16 protein-coding genes are annotated in these 16,840 nt (G+C 63.6%); 13 read left to right on the top strand and 3 right to left on the bottom strand.

Annotated features, from left to right (window positions below; genetic code table 11):
* Positions 1-3: 3 nt before the first annotated feature.
* Both AC3WWH_RS17795 and AC3WWH_RS17790 read left to right on the top strand, forming a co-directional pair.
* Positions 4-1,437: an aldehyde dehydrogenase family protein gene (locus AC3WWH_RS17795; protein ID WP_057248998.1), complete on the top strand. Its 1,434-nt coding sequence runs from the start codon at positions 4-6 to the stop codon at positions 1,435-1,437.
* Positions 1,438-1,649: 212 nt separating this feature from the next.
* Positions 1,650-2,495, top strand: coding sequence for a DMT family transporter (locus AC3WWH_RS17790; RefSeq protein ID WP_082615760.1), 846 nt, complete (start codon positions 1,650-1,652; stop codon positions 2,493-2,495).
* Between the two features lie 24 nt (positions 2,496-2,519).
* On the opposite strand, the gene AC3WWH_RS17785 is transcribed toward AC3WWH_RS17790, so the two are convergent.
* Both AC3WWH_RS17785 and AC3WWH_RS17780 read right to left on the bottom strand, forming a co-directional pair.
* A complete protein-coding gene (locus tag AC3WWH_RS17785; protein ID WP_113398984.1) occupies positions 2,520-3,698 on the bottom strand; it encodes an aminotransferase in 1,179 nt (392 codons plus the stop codon).
* Between the two features lie 80 nt (positions 3,699-3,778).
* A complete protein-coding gene (locus AC3WWH_RS17780) occupies positions 3,779-4,825 on the bottom strand; it encodes a LysR substrate-binding domain-containing protein (RefSeq protein WP_057249123.1) in 1,047 nt (348 codons plus the stop codon).
* A 223-nt stretch (positions 4,826-5,048) separates the two neighbouring features.
* Between AC3WWH_RS17780 and speB the strand changes: the two genes are divergently transcribed.
* The 11 genes from speB (at position 5,049) to AC3WWH_RS17725 (ending at position 15,057) form a co-directional block, all read left to right on the top strand.
* A complete protein-coding gene (gene speB / locus AC3WWH_RS17775; protein ID WP_057249001.1) occupies positions 5,049-6,110 on the top strand; it encodes an agmatinase in 1,062 nt (353 codons plus the stop codon).
* Between the two features lie 86 nt (positions 6,111-6,196).
* Complete coding sequence (locus AC3WWH_RS17770; protein ID WP_057249002.1) at positions 6,197-6,991, top strand: transporter substrate-binding domain-containing protein; 795 nt, start codon at positions 6,197-6,199, stop codon at positions 6,989-6,991.
* A gap of 61 nt (positions 6,992-7,052) precedes the next feature.
* On the top strand, positions 7,053-7,721 hold the full coding sequence (locus tag AC3WWH_RS17765) for an amino acid ABC transporter permease (RefSeq protein WP_057249003.1): 669 nt from the start codon (positions 7,053-7,055) through the stop codon (positions 7,719-7,721).
* Positions 7,718-8,365, top strand: coding sequence for an amino acid ABC transporter permease (locus AC3WWH_RS17760; RefSeq protein ID WP_057249004.1), 648 nt, complete (start codon positions 7,718-7,720; stop codon positions 8,363-8,365). Before AC3WWH_RS17765 ends, AC3WWH_RS17760 begins: the two co-directional genes overlap by 4 nt.
* 111 nt (positions 8,366-8,476) lie before the next feature.
* Positions 8,477-9,556, top strand: a complete 1,080-nt coding sequence (locus AC3WWH_RS17755) for an ABC transporter substrate-binding protein (RefSeq protein WP_058320740.1) — start codon at positions 8,477-8,479, stop codon at positions 9,554-9,556.
* Positions 9,557-9,676: 120 nt separating this feature from the next.
* Positions 9,677-10,714 (top strand): ABC transporter ATP-binding protein, encoded by a 1,038-nt coding sequence (locus tag AC3WWH_RS17750; protein ID WP_058320741.1) that lies wholly within the window; start codon positions 9,677-9,679, stop codon positions 10,712-10,714.
* Positions 10,711-11,565 carry an ABC transporter permease gene (locus AC3WWH_RS17745; RefSeq protein WP_058320742.1) on the top strand — a complete coding sequence of 285 codons (855 nt, stop codon included), beginning with the start codon at positions 10,711-10,713 and terminating at the stop codon, positions 11,563-11,565. The genes AC3WWH_RS17750 and AC3WWH_RS17745 overlap by 4 nt, the downstream gene beginning before the upstream one ends.
* The gene (locus tag AC3WWH_RS17740) at positions 11,562-12,362 is read left to right on the top strand and encodes an ABC transporter permease (protein WP_057249008.1); all 801 of its coding nucleotides are present in this window, start codon (positions 11,562-11,564) and stop codon (positions 12,360-12,362) included. The genes AC3WWH_RS17745 and AC3WWH_RS17740 overlap by 4 nt, the downstream gene beginning before the upstream one ends.
* Entirely contained in the window at positions 12,359-13,138 is a 780-nt protein-coding gene (locus tag AC3WWH_RS17735) for a carbon-nitrogen hydrolase family protein (RefSeq protein ID WP_058320743.1), read from the top strand. Before AC3WWH_RS17740 ends, AC3WWH_RS17735 begins: the two co-directional genes overlap by 4 nt.
* A 180-nt stretch (positions 13,139-13,318) precedes the next feature.
* Complete coding sequence (locus tag AC3WWH_RS17730; RefSeq protein ID WP_058320744.1) at positions 13,319-14,272, top strand: ring-cleaving dioxygenase; 954 nt, start codon at positions 13,319-13,321, stop codon at positions 14,270-14,272.
* A gap of 221 nt (positions 14,273-14,493) precedes the next feature.
* Entirely contained in the window at positions 14,494-15,057 is a 564-nt protein-coding gene (locus AC3WWH_RS17725; protein WP_058320745.1) for an NADPH-dependent FMN reductase, read from the top strand.
* Between the two features lie 145 nt (positions 15,058-15,202).
* On the opposite strand, the gene AC3WWH_RS17720 is transcribed toward AC3WWH_RS17725, so the two are convergent.
* The gene (locus tag AC3WWH_RS17720) at positions 15,203-16,759 is read right to left on the bottom strand and encodes a VOC family protein (protein WP_058320746.1); all 1,557 of its coding nucleotides are present in this window, start codon (positions 16,757-16,759) and stop codon (positions 15,203-15,205) included.
* Between the last annotated feature and the right edge of the window lie 81 nt (positions 16,760-16,840).

The following is a 16,840-nucleotide window of genomic DNA, read 5'->3' as shown; positions in this document are numbered from 1 at the left end:
CGAATGCTCGACAAACGCAAGTTCTACATCAATGGCGCCTGGGTGGATCCCATCGTCGCCAACGACCTCGAGGTCCTGAACCCGGCGACGGAAAAGCCTGTTGCGGTGATCTCGATGGGCACGGCCGAAGACATTGACCGGGCCGTGGCCGCCGCCAAGAAGGCCTTTGTCACCTATAGCCAGACAAGCGTCGAAGAACGGCTGGCGCTGCTCGAAAAACTGCTCGCCGTCTACACGCGCCGTTATGACGAGATGGTCGACACCATCACCATGGAACTCGGCGCGCCGAAGACCATGACCCGCGAGCAGCAGGCCGATGTCGGCGTCGGCCACCTGCAAGGCTTCATCGATGCGCTGAAGCGCCTGAAGACCCGCGACCGGCTGCCGAACGGCGACGTGATCCTGCGCGAGCCGATCGGCGTCTGCGGCCTGATCACGCCGTGGAACTGGCCGATCAACCAGATCGCGCTGAAGGTGGTGCCGGCGCTTGCGACCGGTTCGACCTGCGTCTTGAAGCCGAGCGAATTCACGCCACTCAACGCCATGCTCTATGCCGAGATGATCGATGAGGCGGGCTTCCCCGCCGGCGTCTTCAACCTCGTCAACGGCGACGGTATCAATGCGGGTGCTGCCCTTTCCAAGCACCGCGACATCGACATGATGTCGTTCACCGGCTCGACGCGCGCGGGCATCGCCGTCAGCAAGGATGCGGCCGAGACCGTCAAACGCGTGACGCTGGAACTTGGCGGCAAGTCGCCGAACATCGTCTTTGCCGATGCCGATCTCGAAGATCGCGTGACCGGCAGTGTGCTCGAATGCTTCAACAATTCCGGCCAATCCTGCGACGCGCCGACCCGCATGCTGGTCGAGCGCAGCGTCTACGACCAGGTGGTCGAGATCGCCAAGCGCGTCGGCCGCGAGGCAAATGTGGGCGATCCGACCAAGGAAGGCAGCCATATCGGCCCGCTCGTCAGCCACGTCCAGTTTGGCCGGGTGCAGGCGCTGATCGAGGCGGGCATTGCCGAGGGCGCGCGTCTGCTCGTCGGCGGTGCCGGCAAGCCGGAGGGCTTCGAGACCGGCTACTTCGTCAAGCCGACGATCTTTGCCGACGTCAACAATGACATGCGCATCGCCCGTGAGGAGGTCTTCGGGCCGGTGCTTGCGATCATCCCCTTCGACACCGAGGAGGAAGCGATCGCCGTTGCCAACGACACCAATTACGGTCTCGCCGCCTATGTGCAGACGGGCGACCCGAAGCGGGCGGAGCGCGTCGCTGCACGCCTGCGGGCCGGGATGGTGCATATCAATGGCGGACCGCACCGCTACGGCAGCCCATTCGGCGGCTACAAGCAGTCGGGCAATGGTCGTGAGGGCGGCATGTTCGGTCTTGAGGACTTCCTCGAAGTGAAGACCGTGCACGTTCCGGACGCTGCCTGAGCGGCGGTGGAGCGCCACGCATTGAAAATCGGCCGTCGCATCCAGCGGCGGCCGTTTTTTCTTTCGGGCTTTGTGGTAGCAGGGGTTGTCGCCGGCCGCGCCCATCTGATAGCTGCGAAGCGCTCAGGGCCTCTTGCCTCTGGCTACCAAGCCCCTTCCGGATATCTCCCGTGACCCACGCATCGCATTCCACAGCCCACAATCGCGTTGCCATGGCGGCACTCCTCATCGGCGGCGCTGCAATCGGCGGTTCGCCGATCTTCGTGCGGCTGTCGGAGGTGGGGCCGATGGCGACCGCTTTCTGGCGGGTGGCGCTGGCGCTGATCCCGCTGCTCGCGTGGTCGTGGTTTCGCGGGGAGAGTGCCAATGACCGGCGCCCGCAAAAGCTCTCGGAATATGCGCTGCTCATTCTGCCCGGCGTGTTTCTCGCGATCGATCTTGCGGCCTGGCACTATGCGCTGACCAAGACGTCGGTCGCCAATGCCACGCTGCTTGCTAACCTCGCGCCCGTCTTCGTGACGCTCGCAAGCTGGCTTCTGTTTCGGGCGCGTATTAGCACCGTCTTCGTCATTGGCCTCGTGACGGCCGTTGCCGGGGTGGTGACCCTCAAGGGTGGCCCGATGGCGCTGGGCGAGGGCAACCTCGTCGGCGACGGCGTCGCCGTCGTCGCGGCGATGTTCTATGCCGGCTATATCCTGGCGATCGGCCGGCTGCGCAGCCTCTTTGGCACCGTGCGCATCATGATCTGGAGCACCGCTTCGGCGGCGATCTGCATGCTGCCGATGGCGGTTGTCTTCGAACAGTCGCTGTTCCCGGTGACGGCCTTCGGCTGGGCGATGCTCTTCGGACTCGCCTTCGTCAGCCATGCCGGCGGGCAGGTGGCGATCACCTATGCGCTCGCGTATCTGCCGCCTGCTTTTTCGTCGCTAACCCTGCTCTTGCAGCCGGTGGTGGCGGCGATCCTCGCCTGGATACTGCTTGCCGAGCCGGTCGGCCTGATGCAGGCGATCGGCGGGGCGATCGTATTGATCGGCATCCTCATTGCGCGGCGCGGATAACGCCGCGCGCTTTCTGCTGACTTCTTAGAGGCCCGGCGGTGTGAAATTTGCCAGCCGCTCTTCGAGCTTGCGGATCGTCTCGGCGTCCGCATTGGCAAAGGCGAAGCGCAGGTAGTTCTCTTGGCCTTCGCCGAAATAATCGCCCGGTAGGCAGACGACGCCGGCGAGCTTTGCGAGCTTCTCGGCAATGAACTGTGAGTCGATATCGGGGAAGGGGTGGCGGACGTAGGCGAAATAAGCGCCGACCGCCTGCAGCTTCCATTTCGGCAACCGGCTCATGACATCGCGCAGCGCATCGGCGCGCGCGGCAATCTCGGCGCGGTTGGCCTGGCGCCAGTCGGCAAGCGCGGGGATGGCCTTGGCGACGGCGGCCTGGGCCGAGCGCGGCGCGCAGATCTGCAGGTTGTCCATGATCTTCGTCACCTGCTCGATGACAGCAGGGCCGGCGGTGATGGCACCGAGGCGATGGCCGGGTATGCAGAAGGACTTGGAGAAGCTGTAGAGGCCGATGAAGCTCTCCTGCCAGCCTTCGCTCGAAAGCAGGCCGTGCGGCGCGACGGACGCGTCGGGCAGGAAGTCGCGATAGGTCTCGTCGAGGATCAGCCAGACACCCTTGGCGCGGCAGGCCTCGTGGATGCGGGCGAGCAGCTCCGGCGGATAGACGGCGCCGGTCGGGTTGTTGGGCGAGACCAGCGCAAGTGCCCGGATGCCGGGGCGAAGCGCTGCAGAAATCGCGTCGACCTCGGGCAGGAAGCCGGCACCGGCGTCGCAGGGTACGAGCTCGACATTGATGCCGAGCATCGAAAGCGTGGTTTCCTGGTTGAAGTAGTAGGGGTTGGTCATCAGGATCGTATCGCCCGCGCCGGCAATCGCCATCGCCGTGCAGATGAAGGCCTGGTTGCAGCCCGAGGTGATGTGAATGTTGTCGGCCGTCACCGCCGCGCCATAGAGCCCGGCGACATGAGCCGCATAGGCTTCGCGCAGCACTGCTTCGCCCTCGATCGCGCCATAGCCGGTATAGGCGGTGGAGGCGGCGGTCTCGCCGAGCCATGCCAGCATATCCGGATGCGCAGGATAGCCGGGCACGGCCTGCGACAGGTCGATCAGCGGGCCACGGGAGCCGTCGTAGGACTTCGCCCAGGCCAGCACCGAGGGCACGGGCGGCGGCGAGAGCTTTTCGACGAGCGGGTTGAAATGCGGCATGGCGGGTGTTCCTGCGTTAGATCACGATGGTTTGAAGCAGGATGCGGGCGGAAAACCGCGTACATTTTCCTCATCCTGCCTCAGGCCTTGGCTTTACGTTTCTGCGGGCGATCGGCGCGGCGGGCGCGGCTCGGCGCCGAGACCGGCTGAAAGCTGTCCTTGCCCGATTTACGATCTGTTGGCTCCAATTTCGAGGCCCGGCTGCGAATAATCGTGCGGGCCGAAGTCTGCAGTTCCGGCATAGGGTCGCTTTCGAGCGTCGAAAACATCCAGTCGATGAAGATGCGCACGATCGGGGCGGCCAGCACCTCGTTGCGGCAGGCGACGAAGAAGGCGTCGTTGGCAGGCACGGTCAGGTCGAAGGGGGCGATCAGTTCGCCGCGCGCGATCAGGCTGCCGGCGGTGATAGTGTCGCCGAGTGCCACGCCCTGATTGTGCAGCGCGGCTTCGGTCGAGAGCCGCGCATCGCTCATGAAATGCTGCCGCCCGCGCTGCAGGTCACTGGCATCGGCTGCGGCGAGCCAGGTGTTCCACTCGCGTCCATCGTCGCCATGCAGCATGACGTGGTCGCGCAGGTCGCGCACGGAGCGCAGCGGCCGCATGTTGAGCAGTGTCGGGCTCACCACCGGAAAAAGCTCCAGCCGGCTCCAGAGCTTCGCCCAGGCGCCCGACCAGTTGCCATCGCCATAGATCAGGCAGACGTCGACATCGGGCGAATGCAGATAGGCCTCGTCATTGGAAGCGATCAGCGTCAGGCGCACGTCCGGATATTGTTCGGTGAAGAGATGCAGTCGCGGGATCAGCCAGAAGGAGAGAAGTGCGGGAACGCAGGTAATGCGCAGTTCGCCGCTCGTCGTCGGACGCGTCATCGCCGCCGTCGCCGCGGCGATCTCGGCAAAGGCATGGGTGACGGCCGGCAGGAGCAGCGCGCCCTGCGGCGTCAGCTTCAGCCGCTTGCCGCCCCGTTCAAAGAGGGCCGCCTTGACCGAGAGTTCAAGCGCGCGGATCTGGTGGCTGATCGCACCGTGAGTGACGTTCAGCTCACGCGCGGCAGCCGATACGGAGCCCCGTCGCGCCGTCGCTTCGAAGGCTCGCAAAGGGTTCAAGGGCGGCAGGCGGCTGGACAAATCGAGCGGTTCCGGCAATTGCTGTTATGTGAATTTTTCTCACACGAAACGCTATAACAATGTCAATTGATTTTCTAGGGGAATTGCCGCCTAATAATCGTCAACAAAGGCGAAAAAGCCTGGGGAACATGATCGCGCCGGATGAGCCGGCCCCATCCGCAGACAAAATTCTGTGGCGCCTCGCGCGCATGCCTCGGGCTATGGATGACGGAGGATTGAACCGATGGCCTGGGACGACAACAAGCTTGCCGAACTGAAGGCGAAATACGGCGAAAGCCATGGCGGCGAGCTGTTCGACCCCACCTTCCGCAAGGTTGCCGACAAGATCTTCAACAAGAGCGGCACGCGCCTTGCTCCCTATTCCGGCATCCCGACCTTCCTGACCGCGCCGCACATGCCGGTCGATGCGGAAAACCCGGATTTCGGCAACCTTCAGGTGGCGATCGTCGGCATTCCCATGGACCTCGGCGTCACCAACCGCCCGGGCTCCCGCTTTGGACCGCGGGCGCTACGTTCGATCGAGCGCATCGGTCCCTATAACCATGTGCTCGGCTGCACGCCGGTGCAGGAACTGCGTGTCGCCGATATCGGTGACGTACCGTTCCAGAGCCGCTACCGGCTGGAGCTCAGCCATGAGGATATCGAAAAGCGCATCAACCAGATCGTTGATGCCGGCGTTCTTCCGCTCTCGGTCGGCGGCGACCATTCGATCACCCATCCGATCCTGAAGGCGGTCGGCAAGAAGCGTCCGGTCGGCATGATCCACATCGACGCCCATTGCGACACCGGCGGCGCCTACGATCTTACCAAGTTCCACCATGGCGGTCCGTTCCGCAACGCCGTGCTCGACGGCGTGCTCGATCCGACCCGCGTCGTGCAGATCGGTATCCGCGGCTCGGCCGAATATCTCTGGGAGTTCTCCTACGAGTCCGGCATGACCGTCGTCCACGCCGAAGAAGTGACCGGCCTCGGCATTCCCGCGATCATCGAGAAGGCGAAGAAGATCGTCGGCGACGGCCCGACCTATCTCTCCTTCGACATCGACAGCCTCGATCCGAGCTTTGCGCCGGGCACCGGCACACCGGAAGTGGGCGGTCTCACGACCCGCGAGGTACTGGAACTGATCCGCGGCCTCAAGGGCATCAACCTCGTCGGCGGCGACGTCGTCGAAGTGGCGCCGCAATACGATTCGACGACCAACACGGCCCATGCCGGCGCGCAGGTGCTCTTCGAGATTTTGAGCCTGATGGTCTATAGCCCGGCCATTACCGGCAAGTCCGCCTGACACAAACGTTTGTCGGCTGCCGGACCGGAAACGGCGGCCGACCACCAGACTGCACAATCACAAAGCTTCCGGGTAGGGGAATAACCATGACGATCCATGCAAAACTGAAGACAGCATTCGCTGCCGCCCTGATGCTCGGTGCGGCCGCCGGCATCGCTAAGGCCGATGCGCTTGCCGATATCAAGTCCGCCGGCCAGATCAATGTCGGCATCTTCTCCGACTTCCCGCCCTTCTCCTCGGCCAGCGCCGACATGAGCATCAAGGGCTATGACGTCGATGTCGCCCAGCAGATCGCCGACGACCTCGGCGTCAAGCTCAACCTCGTCAGCGTCACCGGCCAGAACCGCATTCCCTATCTCAACGACAAGCGCGTTGACATCCTGATGAGCGTCGGCTTCTCCAAGGAACGCGCCGAGGTGATCGACTTCGCCGCCGCCTACGCACCTTACTACATCGCCGTCATCGGTCCGGCCGAGCTCAAGGTCGCCGGTAAGGAAGACCTTGCCGAGAAGACCATTGCCGTCAACCGCGGCACGCTCGAGGACACCTCGCTCACCGAGGCGGCTCCCGCCAACGCCGACATTCAGCGCTTCGACAACTACAATGCCGTGATCCAGGCCTTCATCTCCGGCCAGGCCCAGCTGATGGTCGTCGGCAACGACGTCGGCGCCCAGGTGCTGGCGCGCCAGGAGGCGCTGAAGCCGGAGCAGAAGTTCCAGCTTCTGACTTCGCCGTCGCATATCGGCCTCAACAAGAACGAAGACGGCCTGAAGAAGGCGGTCAACGACGTGGTCGCCAAGATGCTTGCCGATGGCAAGCTGAACGCGAGTTCCGAGTCCTGGCTGAAGACGCCGCTCAACCCCGACAACCTCAAGGACTAATTAGAGCCTGATGGCCGCGAGGAGCCCTGCTTCTCGCGGACCTGTTCGAAAGGTTGCGACGATGGGCTACGGCCTCAGCTTCGGTTGGCTCAAGGACGCCGCGGGCGCAATCGCCCATGGCGCGGCTATGACCGTGTTTCTGATCGCCTGCACGACGGTGCTCGGCATCCTGATCAGCATTCTCTTCGCGGCCGCCCGCCGCAGCCGCTATGCCGTGCTGCGCAAGGCCGTGGCCGTCTATGTCGAAGTCGTCAGGAACACGCCGTTTCTGGTGCAGTTGTTCTTCATCTATTTCGGCCTGCCGAGCCTCGGTATCCGCCTCGACCCGATCGTCGCGGCGATCGTGGCGATGACGCTCAACATGGCCGCCTATACGACCGAGATCGTCGGGGCCGGGCTCGATGCGGTGCCGAAGGGGCAGAGCGAGGCGGCATTTGCGCTCGGGCTGAAACCGCGACAGGTCTTCATCAAGATCATCCTGCCGCAGGCGCTGAAGGTGATCTTCCCGGCGCTCACCAGCCAGGTCATCATCATGATGCTGGAATCGGCGGTCGTCTCGCAGATCGCGGTGCGGGAACTGGCGCACGAAGCGGATCTCCTGCAGGCGCGTACCTTCCGCTCGTTCGAGACCTATTTCGTCGTCACGCTGATTTACCTCGCCCTCTCGATGGCCGTCCGGCGGCTCTTCGTTGCCGGCGGCCGGCGTGTGCTGGGAGCCGGCGTGTCATGATCGAATTCACCTTCTGGGACATCCTGCGCAACCTGATCTTCGCCACCCGCTGGACCGCTCTTCTGTCGGCCGTCGCCTTCGCCGGCGGTGCCGCGGTCGGGCTCGCGATCCTCGCGGCGCGCATCTCGGAACGTCCGTGGCTGCGCCGCTTCGGTTCCGGTTACATCGCGCTCTTCCAGGGCACGCCGCTCTTGATGCAGCTCTTCCTGATGTTCTTCGGACTGCCGATGCTGGGCTTCCGCATCGAACCCTGGACGGCAGCCGCACTCGGGCTCACTTTCTATGCCAGCGCCTACCTCGCCGAGATCTGGCGTGGCGGCGTGGAAGCGCTGCCGCGCGGGCAATGGGATGCCGGTGCAAGCCTCGGGCTGCATCGGCTTCAGGAGTTGCGCCTCGTGATCCTGCCGCAGGCCTTCGCCATTACCCGGCCGGCCGCCGTCGGCTTCCTCGTGCAGTTGATCAAGAGCACCGCGCTCACCTCGATCATCGGCTTCGAGGAGCTTCTCAGAACCGCCAATGCGATCAATAATGCAACCTTCGAACCTTTCACGGTCTATGGGCTGGTTGCGGTGATCTTCTTCGTGCTGTGTTATCCGCTGACGCAATATGCGCGCATGCTCGAGCGGAGGGCGCCGGCGCACTAGGCCACGGATTTTGGGGCGCCTCCTGATCGCGCCCCGGACTGAAAACATGTAAGGAATCAAATACAACAGGGAACGAGGCGGGCAACGCCGAAACAAAAAAGGAGAACGAGAATGATCACCACTCCCATCAAGCGCCGCACGCTGCTTGGCGCCGGTCTTGCCGGCGCTTCCATGCTGGCGATGCCGTCGATCCTCAGGGCGCAGGACAAGTCGCTGAAGGTCGGCGTCTATGGCGGCTACTTCAAGGATTCGTTCGACAAGAACATCTTCCCGGAATTCACCAAGGCGACCGGCATTGCGGTCGAATCGATCGCCGAGCCGACCGGTGAAGCCTGGCTGGTCCAGCTCGAACAGGCCGCCCGCGCCGGCCAGGCGCCGGCCGACGTCTCGATGATGTCGCAGGTGGCAATGCTGAAAGGCCAGTCGACCGATCTCTGGACGCCGATCGATACGGCGAAGATCAAGAACGCGTCGGACCTGCTCGATCGCTTCGTCAACAAATACCCGGATGGCCGCATTGCCGGCATCGGCGCCGTCTCGTGGTACATCACGCTGGTGACCAACACCGACGTCTACAAGGAAGCGCCGACTTCCTGGTCCGCCTTCTGGGATCCGGCGAATGCCGACAAGCTCGGCCTTCTAGCACTCGTTTCCAACTCGTTCCTGCTCGAAGTGACGGCCAAGACCTTCATGGGCGGCACCAACGCGCTCGACACGGAAGAGGGCCTGCTCAAGGCGTTCGAGAAGCTCGCAGAAGTGAAGCCGAACGTCCGCCTGTGGTACCGCGATGAGGCGCAGTTCGAGCAGTCGCTGAAGTCGGGCGAAATCCCGATGGGCCAGTACTATCACGACGTGACCGGCCTTGCCGCCGCCGACGGCCATCCTGTTCGTTCGACCTTCCCGAAGGAAGGCGGCATTCAGGATTCCGGTTGCTGGGCGCTGTCGCGTGCCTCGCAGAAGTCGGAAGAGGCCCATATCTTCATCGACTATATGTGCCAGCCCTCGATCCAGGCGACGCTGTCGCGTAAGGTCGGGACGTCGCCGACCGTCAAGCGCGAAGTCACGGATCTGACCGACAAGGAATTCGCAGCCGTTTCGTCCGACATCGAGCCGATCGTGCCGCGCTACGACCTCTACCAGACGAAGTCGGATTGGCTGAATCAGAAGTGGACCGAGCTGATCGTCGGCTGATCCTGCCTGCTCCCCGGTCATCGGGGAGAACCACCGACCTAACGACGGGGAGAGGCCTTGCGGCCGCTCTCCGCCCGAAACCCTCCCATGAGGTGGAGGGGACTTTTCCGTGGAGAAACAATGTCCGGACTTGCCCTTCAAAACGTCGTCAAGGAATTCGGAACCTTCAGGGCCGTCAACAATGTCGACCTGACGGTGCCGCACGGCACCTTCGTCTGCATGCTCGGACCGTCCGGCTGCGGCAAGACCACACTCCTCAGGATGATCGCCGGTCTCGACCTGCCGACCGGTGGGGCGATCCGGCTCGACGGCGAGGACATTACCCGGGTTCCGACGCACAAGCGCAATCTCGGCATGGTGTTCCAGTCGCTGGCGCTGTTCCCGCATCTGACCGTCGGCGAAAACATCGCCTATCCCTTGCGCATCCGCGGTGCGGCAAAGGAAGACCAGAAGAAGCGCGTCGACGAGCTTCTCTCGATGATCCATCTCTCTGGTTATGCCGACCGTCCCGTCGCCAAGCTTTCCGGCGGCCAGCGCCAGCGCGTGGCGATCGCGCGCGCACTGTCGATCTCGCCGAAACTGTTCCTGCTCGACGAGCCGCTGTCGGCGCTCGACGCCAAGCTGCGCGAGGCGATGCAGGTGGAACTTCGCCAGCTTCAGCAGAAGCTCGGCATCACCACCATCGTCGTCACCCACGACCAGCGCGAAGCGATGACCATGGCCGATACCGTCGTCGTCATGAGCGGTGGCGAAATCCGCCAGGCCGCGTCGCCGATCGAGATTTATCGCCGACCAGCCGACAGCTTCGTCGCCGACTTCATCGGCCAGACGAACCTGCTCGATGTTACGGGCGACAGCTCTGGCCGCGCCGTCGTTCTCGGCCAGGCGGTCCCCGGCCTTGAATTGCCGGCCGGTGCCGCCAAGGGCACCCTGTCGGTGCGCCCGGAAGACGTGCACCTGACTGCCCCTGGCGCCGGCGCGCTCACCGGCAAGGTCACCTTCGTGCGTGATCTCGGCGGCACGATCGAAACCTTCGTCGACATCGCCGGATATCAGATCGTCGCCGTCTCCACGCCGCGCGCCCGGCCCGACGTTTCGGTCGGCCAGGAGGTCGGCATCGCGCTTACTCCCGATGTCTGCGTGGTGCTGAAGAAATGAGACGCGAACCGCCCCAGACCCTCGGCGACTACGCGCCGCTCCTCTTTCCTGCAGCGATGCTGACGATCTTCTTCGTCGTGCCCTTCGGCACGATGATCGCCGTCAGCTTCTTCCAGCGCCAGCAGGGCGGCTTCTACACGCCGGCCTTCGTCTTCGACAATTACGCCCGCTTCCTCTCCGTCTTCTTCGGCGGGGTGCTCGGCTTCTCGCTGATGCTCGCCATCATCGTGGCGATCTGTTGCGTCGTGCTCGCCTTGCCCTTCACTTACATGCTGACGCGCATGGCGCGGAAGGTGCAGGTCGTCTGGCTGGTGGCGCTTCTGTCGATCCTGTCGCTGTCGGAAGTCATCATCGGCTTTGCCTGGTCGACGCTGTTTTCGCGCACCGCCGGCATCACCAATATCCTGGTCGCGCTCGGCATCATGGCCGAGGCCAAGGCGTTAACGCCGAGTTTCGGTGCGGTGCTGACGGGCATGGTCTATCAGGCCTTCCCCTATACGGTTCTCGTGCTTTTCCCGGCACTCGTGCGCCTCGACCCGACGCTGACGGAAGCGGCGCGCACGCTCGGCGCCTCGCCGCTCAAAGCCTTCTTCACCGTGGTCGTGCCGGCTCTTCGCAACACCATCACAGCCACTTTGATCATGGTCTTTATCTTCGCGCTCGGTTCCTACCTGTTGCCGCAGCTGCTCGGCCGGCCGCAGCACTGGACGTTGTCGGTGCTGATCACCGACCAGGCGATCTACCAATCGAACATGCCGTTCGCCGCCGCCATGGCCGTTTTCCTCGTGCTCGTGACGCTCGGGCTCGTGGCACTCACCGTGATTGCCGGACGCAAGGGAGAAGCGGCATGACCTCGATCTTCCGCAAGGCCTATTTCTTCCTGATCGGCCTGTTCCTGTCGTTGCCGCTGATCGTCGTTGCCGGTGTCTCGGTCAATCAGAAGCAGACGCTCGCCTTTCCACCCCAGGGCTTTTCGCTCTCCTGGTACGGCGAGATCTTCCTCAATCCGGAATGGCGGAACGCCCTTTTTGCCTCGGTGACGCTGGCGGTGCTTTCGGCAGCGCTTGCGGTTGCGATCGCGCTCCCGCTCTCCTGGTTTCTGTGGCGGCGTATCGCGCCCTGGGCGAACATCTTCCAGCTTCTCGGCGTCGCCCCCTTCACGCTGCCGCCGGTCATTACCGCGCTCGGCATGCTCACCTTCTGGGCGACGGTCGGCTTCTACGGCCAGCCCTGGACGGCGGTGGTCAGCCACGCGATCTTCTTCGTGACGCTGCCGCTGGTGACCCTTTCGCTCGGCTTTACCTCGATCGACCGTTCGCTGGTCGAGGCAGCCTCGACCATGGGGGCCGACGAGCGCACGATCTTCCGCACTGTCGTGCTGCCGCTGATCCTGCCCTATATCGTCTCGGGCTACGCCTTCGCCTTCGTGCTGTCGCTGAACGAATACATCGTTGCCTACATGACCGTCGGTTTTACCGTGGAAACGCTGCCGATCAAGATCTTCAACGCGCTGCGCTACGGCTACACGCCGACCATGGCTTCGGTGACGGTTCTCTTCGTCACGACGGCTGCGGTGATCTTCGGCCTCGTCGCCCGCTTCGGCGACCTGCCGAAGCTGCTCGGCGCCATGTCGTCGGATGGAAAATGATGAAGCTTGCCGCTCTCCAGATGCAGTCGGCGGCGGGTGACGTTGTCGCCAATCTCGACCGCATCGCGCGCGCCGCCAGGGATGCTGCGGCCGAAGGCGCGACGCTGCTGCTGACGCCGGAGCTCGGCGTCACCGGTTATGGCGCCGGTGAGGCGCTGACGGCGCTCGCCGAGCCCGCAGACGGTGCGATCGTTCAGCGTCTCAAGGCGATATCGGCGGAGACCGGCATTGCGATCATCGCCGGTTTTGCCGAGCGCGACGGCACCGACGTCTATAACAGCGCCGTCTATGTCGATGGCGCGGCGACACCGGTCGTCTACCGCAAGTCCCATCTCTACGGAGACTACGAGCGTGCGATCTTCCGGGCGCCGGAACCGTCGACCCGGCTCTTCGTGCACCGCGGCGTCACCTGCGGCATGCTGATCTGCTACGACGTCGAGTTTCCGGAGAACGTCCGGCGACTGGCGCTGGCCGGTGCCGAAGCGGTTCTGGTGCCGACGGCGCTGCCGGCCGGCTGGTCCGGAGATTTCATCGCCGAGCACATGATCCAGACGCGCGCCTTCGAAAACCAGGTGTTCGTCGCCTACATCAATCATCACGGCTCGGATCCGCTGTTTTCCTTCGCCGGCCTGTCGCGCATTGCGGCACCCGACGGGCAGTTGCTCGCCAAGGCGGGGGCAGGGCAGGAAACCATGCTGCTGGTCGAGATCGACCCGCGGGCCTATGCAATCTCCCGCCTTGAAAACACCTATCTCGGCGATCTCAATCGGCGTTGAGGGTGTGCGGGTTGCGCCCGATCTCGCTGGTGGCAACCATGAACTAGGTGCTTTTTCAGCGACGATGCGGGGGTGATCGTTCACCGTGAGGGAACGTTCCGTTCTTAATTGATCCACTGTCGGAAACGATCCGACATCCCATATGGTGCTCAACAGAAATGCCACGCATTGGAGGCAATCATGAGCTTGCAACTGACTGGGATCCATCACCTGACGGCGATCACCGCGAATGCGCCGGAGAACCTCAGCTTCTACACCGAGACGCTCGGGCTGCGGCTGGTCAAGAAGACCGTCAACCAGGACGATACAACCGCCTATCACCTTTTCTACGCTGACGGCCGTGCCACGCCCGGAACGGACCTGACCTTCTTCGACTGGCCGGTCGGGCCCGAAGGCCGCGGCACACACAGCATTTCGCGCACGGGTCTGCGGGTTGGTAGCGCGGAAAGCGTGCGCTGGTGGAAGCGTCGTTTCGACGAACTCAAGGTTACGGCCGGAGACGTCATCGAGATCGATGGCCGCATCTCGCTTGATTTCGAGGACGGCGAAGGCCAGCGCTTCCGGTTGATCGACGATGGCGGACTTCAGCCCTCGCATCCCTGGAAAAAGAGTCCGGTTCCGGCCGAACATCAGATCAAGGGCCTCGGGCCGATCACGATCAGCGTGCCCGACATCACCAACACAGAACTGGTTTTGACTCATGTGATGAACATGAGCGCGGCGCGGACCTATCCGTCGCCGGATGGTGAGGGTGAGGTCCATGTCTTCACGATGGGCGAAGGCGGTCCTGCGGCGGAACTGCATGTCGCGGTCCAGCCGGGTCTGCCGATTGCCCGGCAGGGCGCTGGTGCGGTGCATCACGTCGCCTTCCGGGCGCCCGACAATGCGGCGCTGACGGAATGGACCGAACGTCTCAATGGCTTCCGCCTGCCGTCGAGCGGCGAGGTCGAACGCTTCTATTTCCGCTCGCTCTATTTCCGCGAGCCGAATGGCGTTCTCTTCGAGATCGCGACCGATGGTCCCGGTTTCGCCGTCGACGAGCCGATGGAAACGCTCGGCGAGAGCCTGTCGCTGCCGCCGTTCCTGGAGCCGAAGCGCGCCCAGATCGAGGCACGGCTGAAGCCGCTGGTCTAACAGTCTGGTCCGAACGACAAGCCGGGGATTCGTCCTCGGCTTTTTTGTCTCTATCCCTCTGGTCCTGTTGGACATCGGCCGCGCACGGACACATCATGACGGTTGTCGCGTTCTGCATCAGAGCGGGTGAGGAAAACATGTGCGGCTTTCCGCCCGTATCCCGCCCTCACTTTATCGAGGCGCGCCCGCAAGGACCTGTAGAGTAGGAAGGATCAGATCTCATGACGAAAATCCTCGGCATATCCGGGAGCCTGCGCAAAGCGTCGTTCAACACCGGCCTGATGCGGGCGGCCGCGGAAAATCTGCCGGATGACGTCAAATTCGACACCGCGACCCTGCACGGTATTCCGCTCTATGATGGCGATATCGAAAAAGAGAGCGGTATTCCGCCGGCTGTGACGGTTCTGAAGCGGCAGGTGATGGCCGCCGACGGCGTCATCCTGTTCACGCCTGAATACAACAACTCCATTCCCGGCGTGTTCAAGAACGCGATCGACTGGTTGAGCCGGCCATCGGCCGATATCGCCAAGGTGTTTCGCAATCGGCCCTTCGCGCTCGCCGGCGCCTCGCCCGGCAATTTCGGCACCATTCTCAGTCAGAATGCCTGGCTGCCCGTCATGCGCACGCTCGGTGCCGAGCTCTGGTCGGGCAAGCGGCTGATGCTGCCCAAGGCGGACACGCTTTTCGATGACGAGGGGACGCTGACGGATGCCGCTGCTTGCGACCGACTGGCAGCCTTCGTCAAGGCGTTCGCGGATTTTGCCAGGGCGGAAAAAGAATCGTAGGCGGCAGACATCGTCGTAACGCGACGCTCTCGTCATCCTCGGGTTCGACCCGAGGATCCACGATGCGGCACCGGCTTGGCAATGGATGCTCGGGTGAAGCCCGACCAGAGGGGGTGCCCGACAGTCGGAGGCGGGGCGGGGGGCCTTACAGCCCCTTGTCCTCCAGCCATTGCTGGATCGCAGCAATATCAGGTGCGCCGATCTCATGCCCCATGTCGAGTTCTGTCGTCGTCAGATCCGCGCCGGTGCGTGACAGCTCCGCCTTCAGGCGAGGCGCGAATTCTCCGTAGCTGTCGTGCTGGCCCGTCAGCAGCAGGATGTTCGTGCCCGAGAGATCAGGAGGCGGCACATCGTCGAGCACGAGCATCGAGCGCATCAGCACGACGTTGCGGATCAGTCCCGGATGCAGGAGCATCAGCGCGACCAGCAGGTTGGCGCCGTTGGAGTAGCCGATGAAGACGGTCTTCTCGAGATCGATGCGGTAGCCGTCTTCGGCTCCCTCGACGAAGGCAGCGAAGGCATCGGCCTCCGCGCGCACGTCCTTCTGGTCGAAGGTCGTCGGTGAATAGCGGCGGAACCAGCGCGGCAAACCTTCTTCGTTCGCCCGGCCACGAATGCCGACGAGTGTCGCTTCGCGGTCGACCTGGTGCGCAAGATGGAGGAGCTGCGTCTCGTTGGCGCCGCTGCCGTGAAGCAGCATGAAGGTGCGGTCGTTCAGGTGCTCCGGATGGTAGAAACGGTGCACGAAGGGCAGATCCCTTTGCGTCAGGCGCGGTTCTCCCGGCAGTGCGAACTGCGGCATGGCGAGCAGCAATTCTTCCCTGGCGGCGCCGAAATGTGCGGGGACGAAGAGTTCGGTGCCGAGGGTTTCCTCGGGTTCGTCAACCGTGAAGCCGGGCACGTCGCTTGCCAGTTCGTAGAGCGAGCCGCCGGGCTCGCGCACGTAGAGCGAATAGAAGTATTTGCGGTCATGCGCGTTGATGGCGCCGGCGCCATCGCGTCGCAGGTCGACCCCCACTTGTTCCACGGCAGCCCGATCCGGCGCGCGGAAAGCAATGTGGTCGATCGTTCCGGTTCCAGGCGCAGACGTCCAGAAGCCAGTCGCGTCGCGCACGTCGATAACGTCGCCGGAGGCGGAGGTGAGGCGACGGATGGTATCGCTGGAGGCCGTTTCACTGTAACCGAAATGGGTCTTCAGGAAGCGAACGGATTCTGCCGGCTTCTCGGTAAGGATTGTGGCGCCGCGCAGGCGTCGGATCGCATCCTCTTCCGGGATATCGCGCGTGCTCCAGGGAGCCGTGGCCGAAACCGCCTCGGTGCCGACGAGCTTGACGATGACGCCGTCCGGATCCTTGAGGCGCAGCACCGGTTCGCCGAACTCCTGCGACGGCCCTGAGGTGGCGATGTTGAATTGCAGCGCCCGAGTCAGCCAGAAGCCGATGCTCTCCGGCCGGATAGCGAAGGCGATTTCGCTCGGCTGGCTGTGGCCCACCCGGCCGCGACCGCCGTCCTCCCACATCAGGAAGGTGACGAGCGATCCGGGCGAGCCCTCGGCGTCACCATAAAAGAGGTGCAGCTGGTTGGCGTCTTCGTATCCGCCCGTCCGCTTGACGAGGCGCAAACCCAGGAACCCCACATAGAAATCGACGTTTGCCTGGACCTTCCGGGCAATCAGGGTGATGTGGTGGATGCCGCTCGTCATTCTTGATTCCTCATTGGTCTCTGCTCACAAAACACGGAGCGCGGCGCCAGCACCAGAAGCGCTGCGGCGAACGCTGTGTTT

The sequence above is a fragment of the Ensifer sp. EB106-03-01-XG145 genome, from assembly GCF_058792075.1.
The sequence above is the reverse complement of the archived record's forward strand: the minus strand, read 5'-3'. Positions and strand labels throughout refer to the sequence as shown.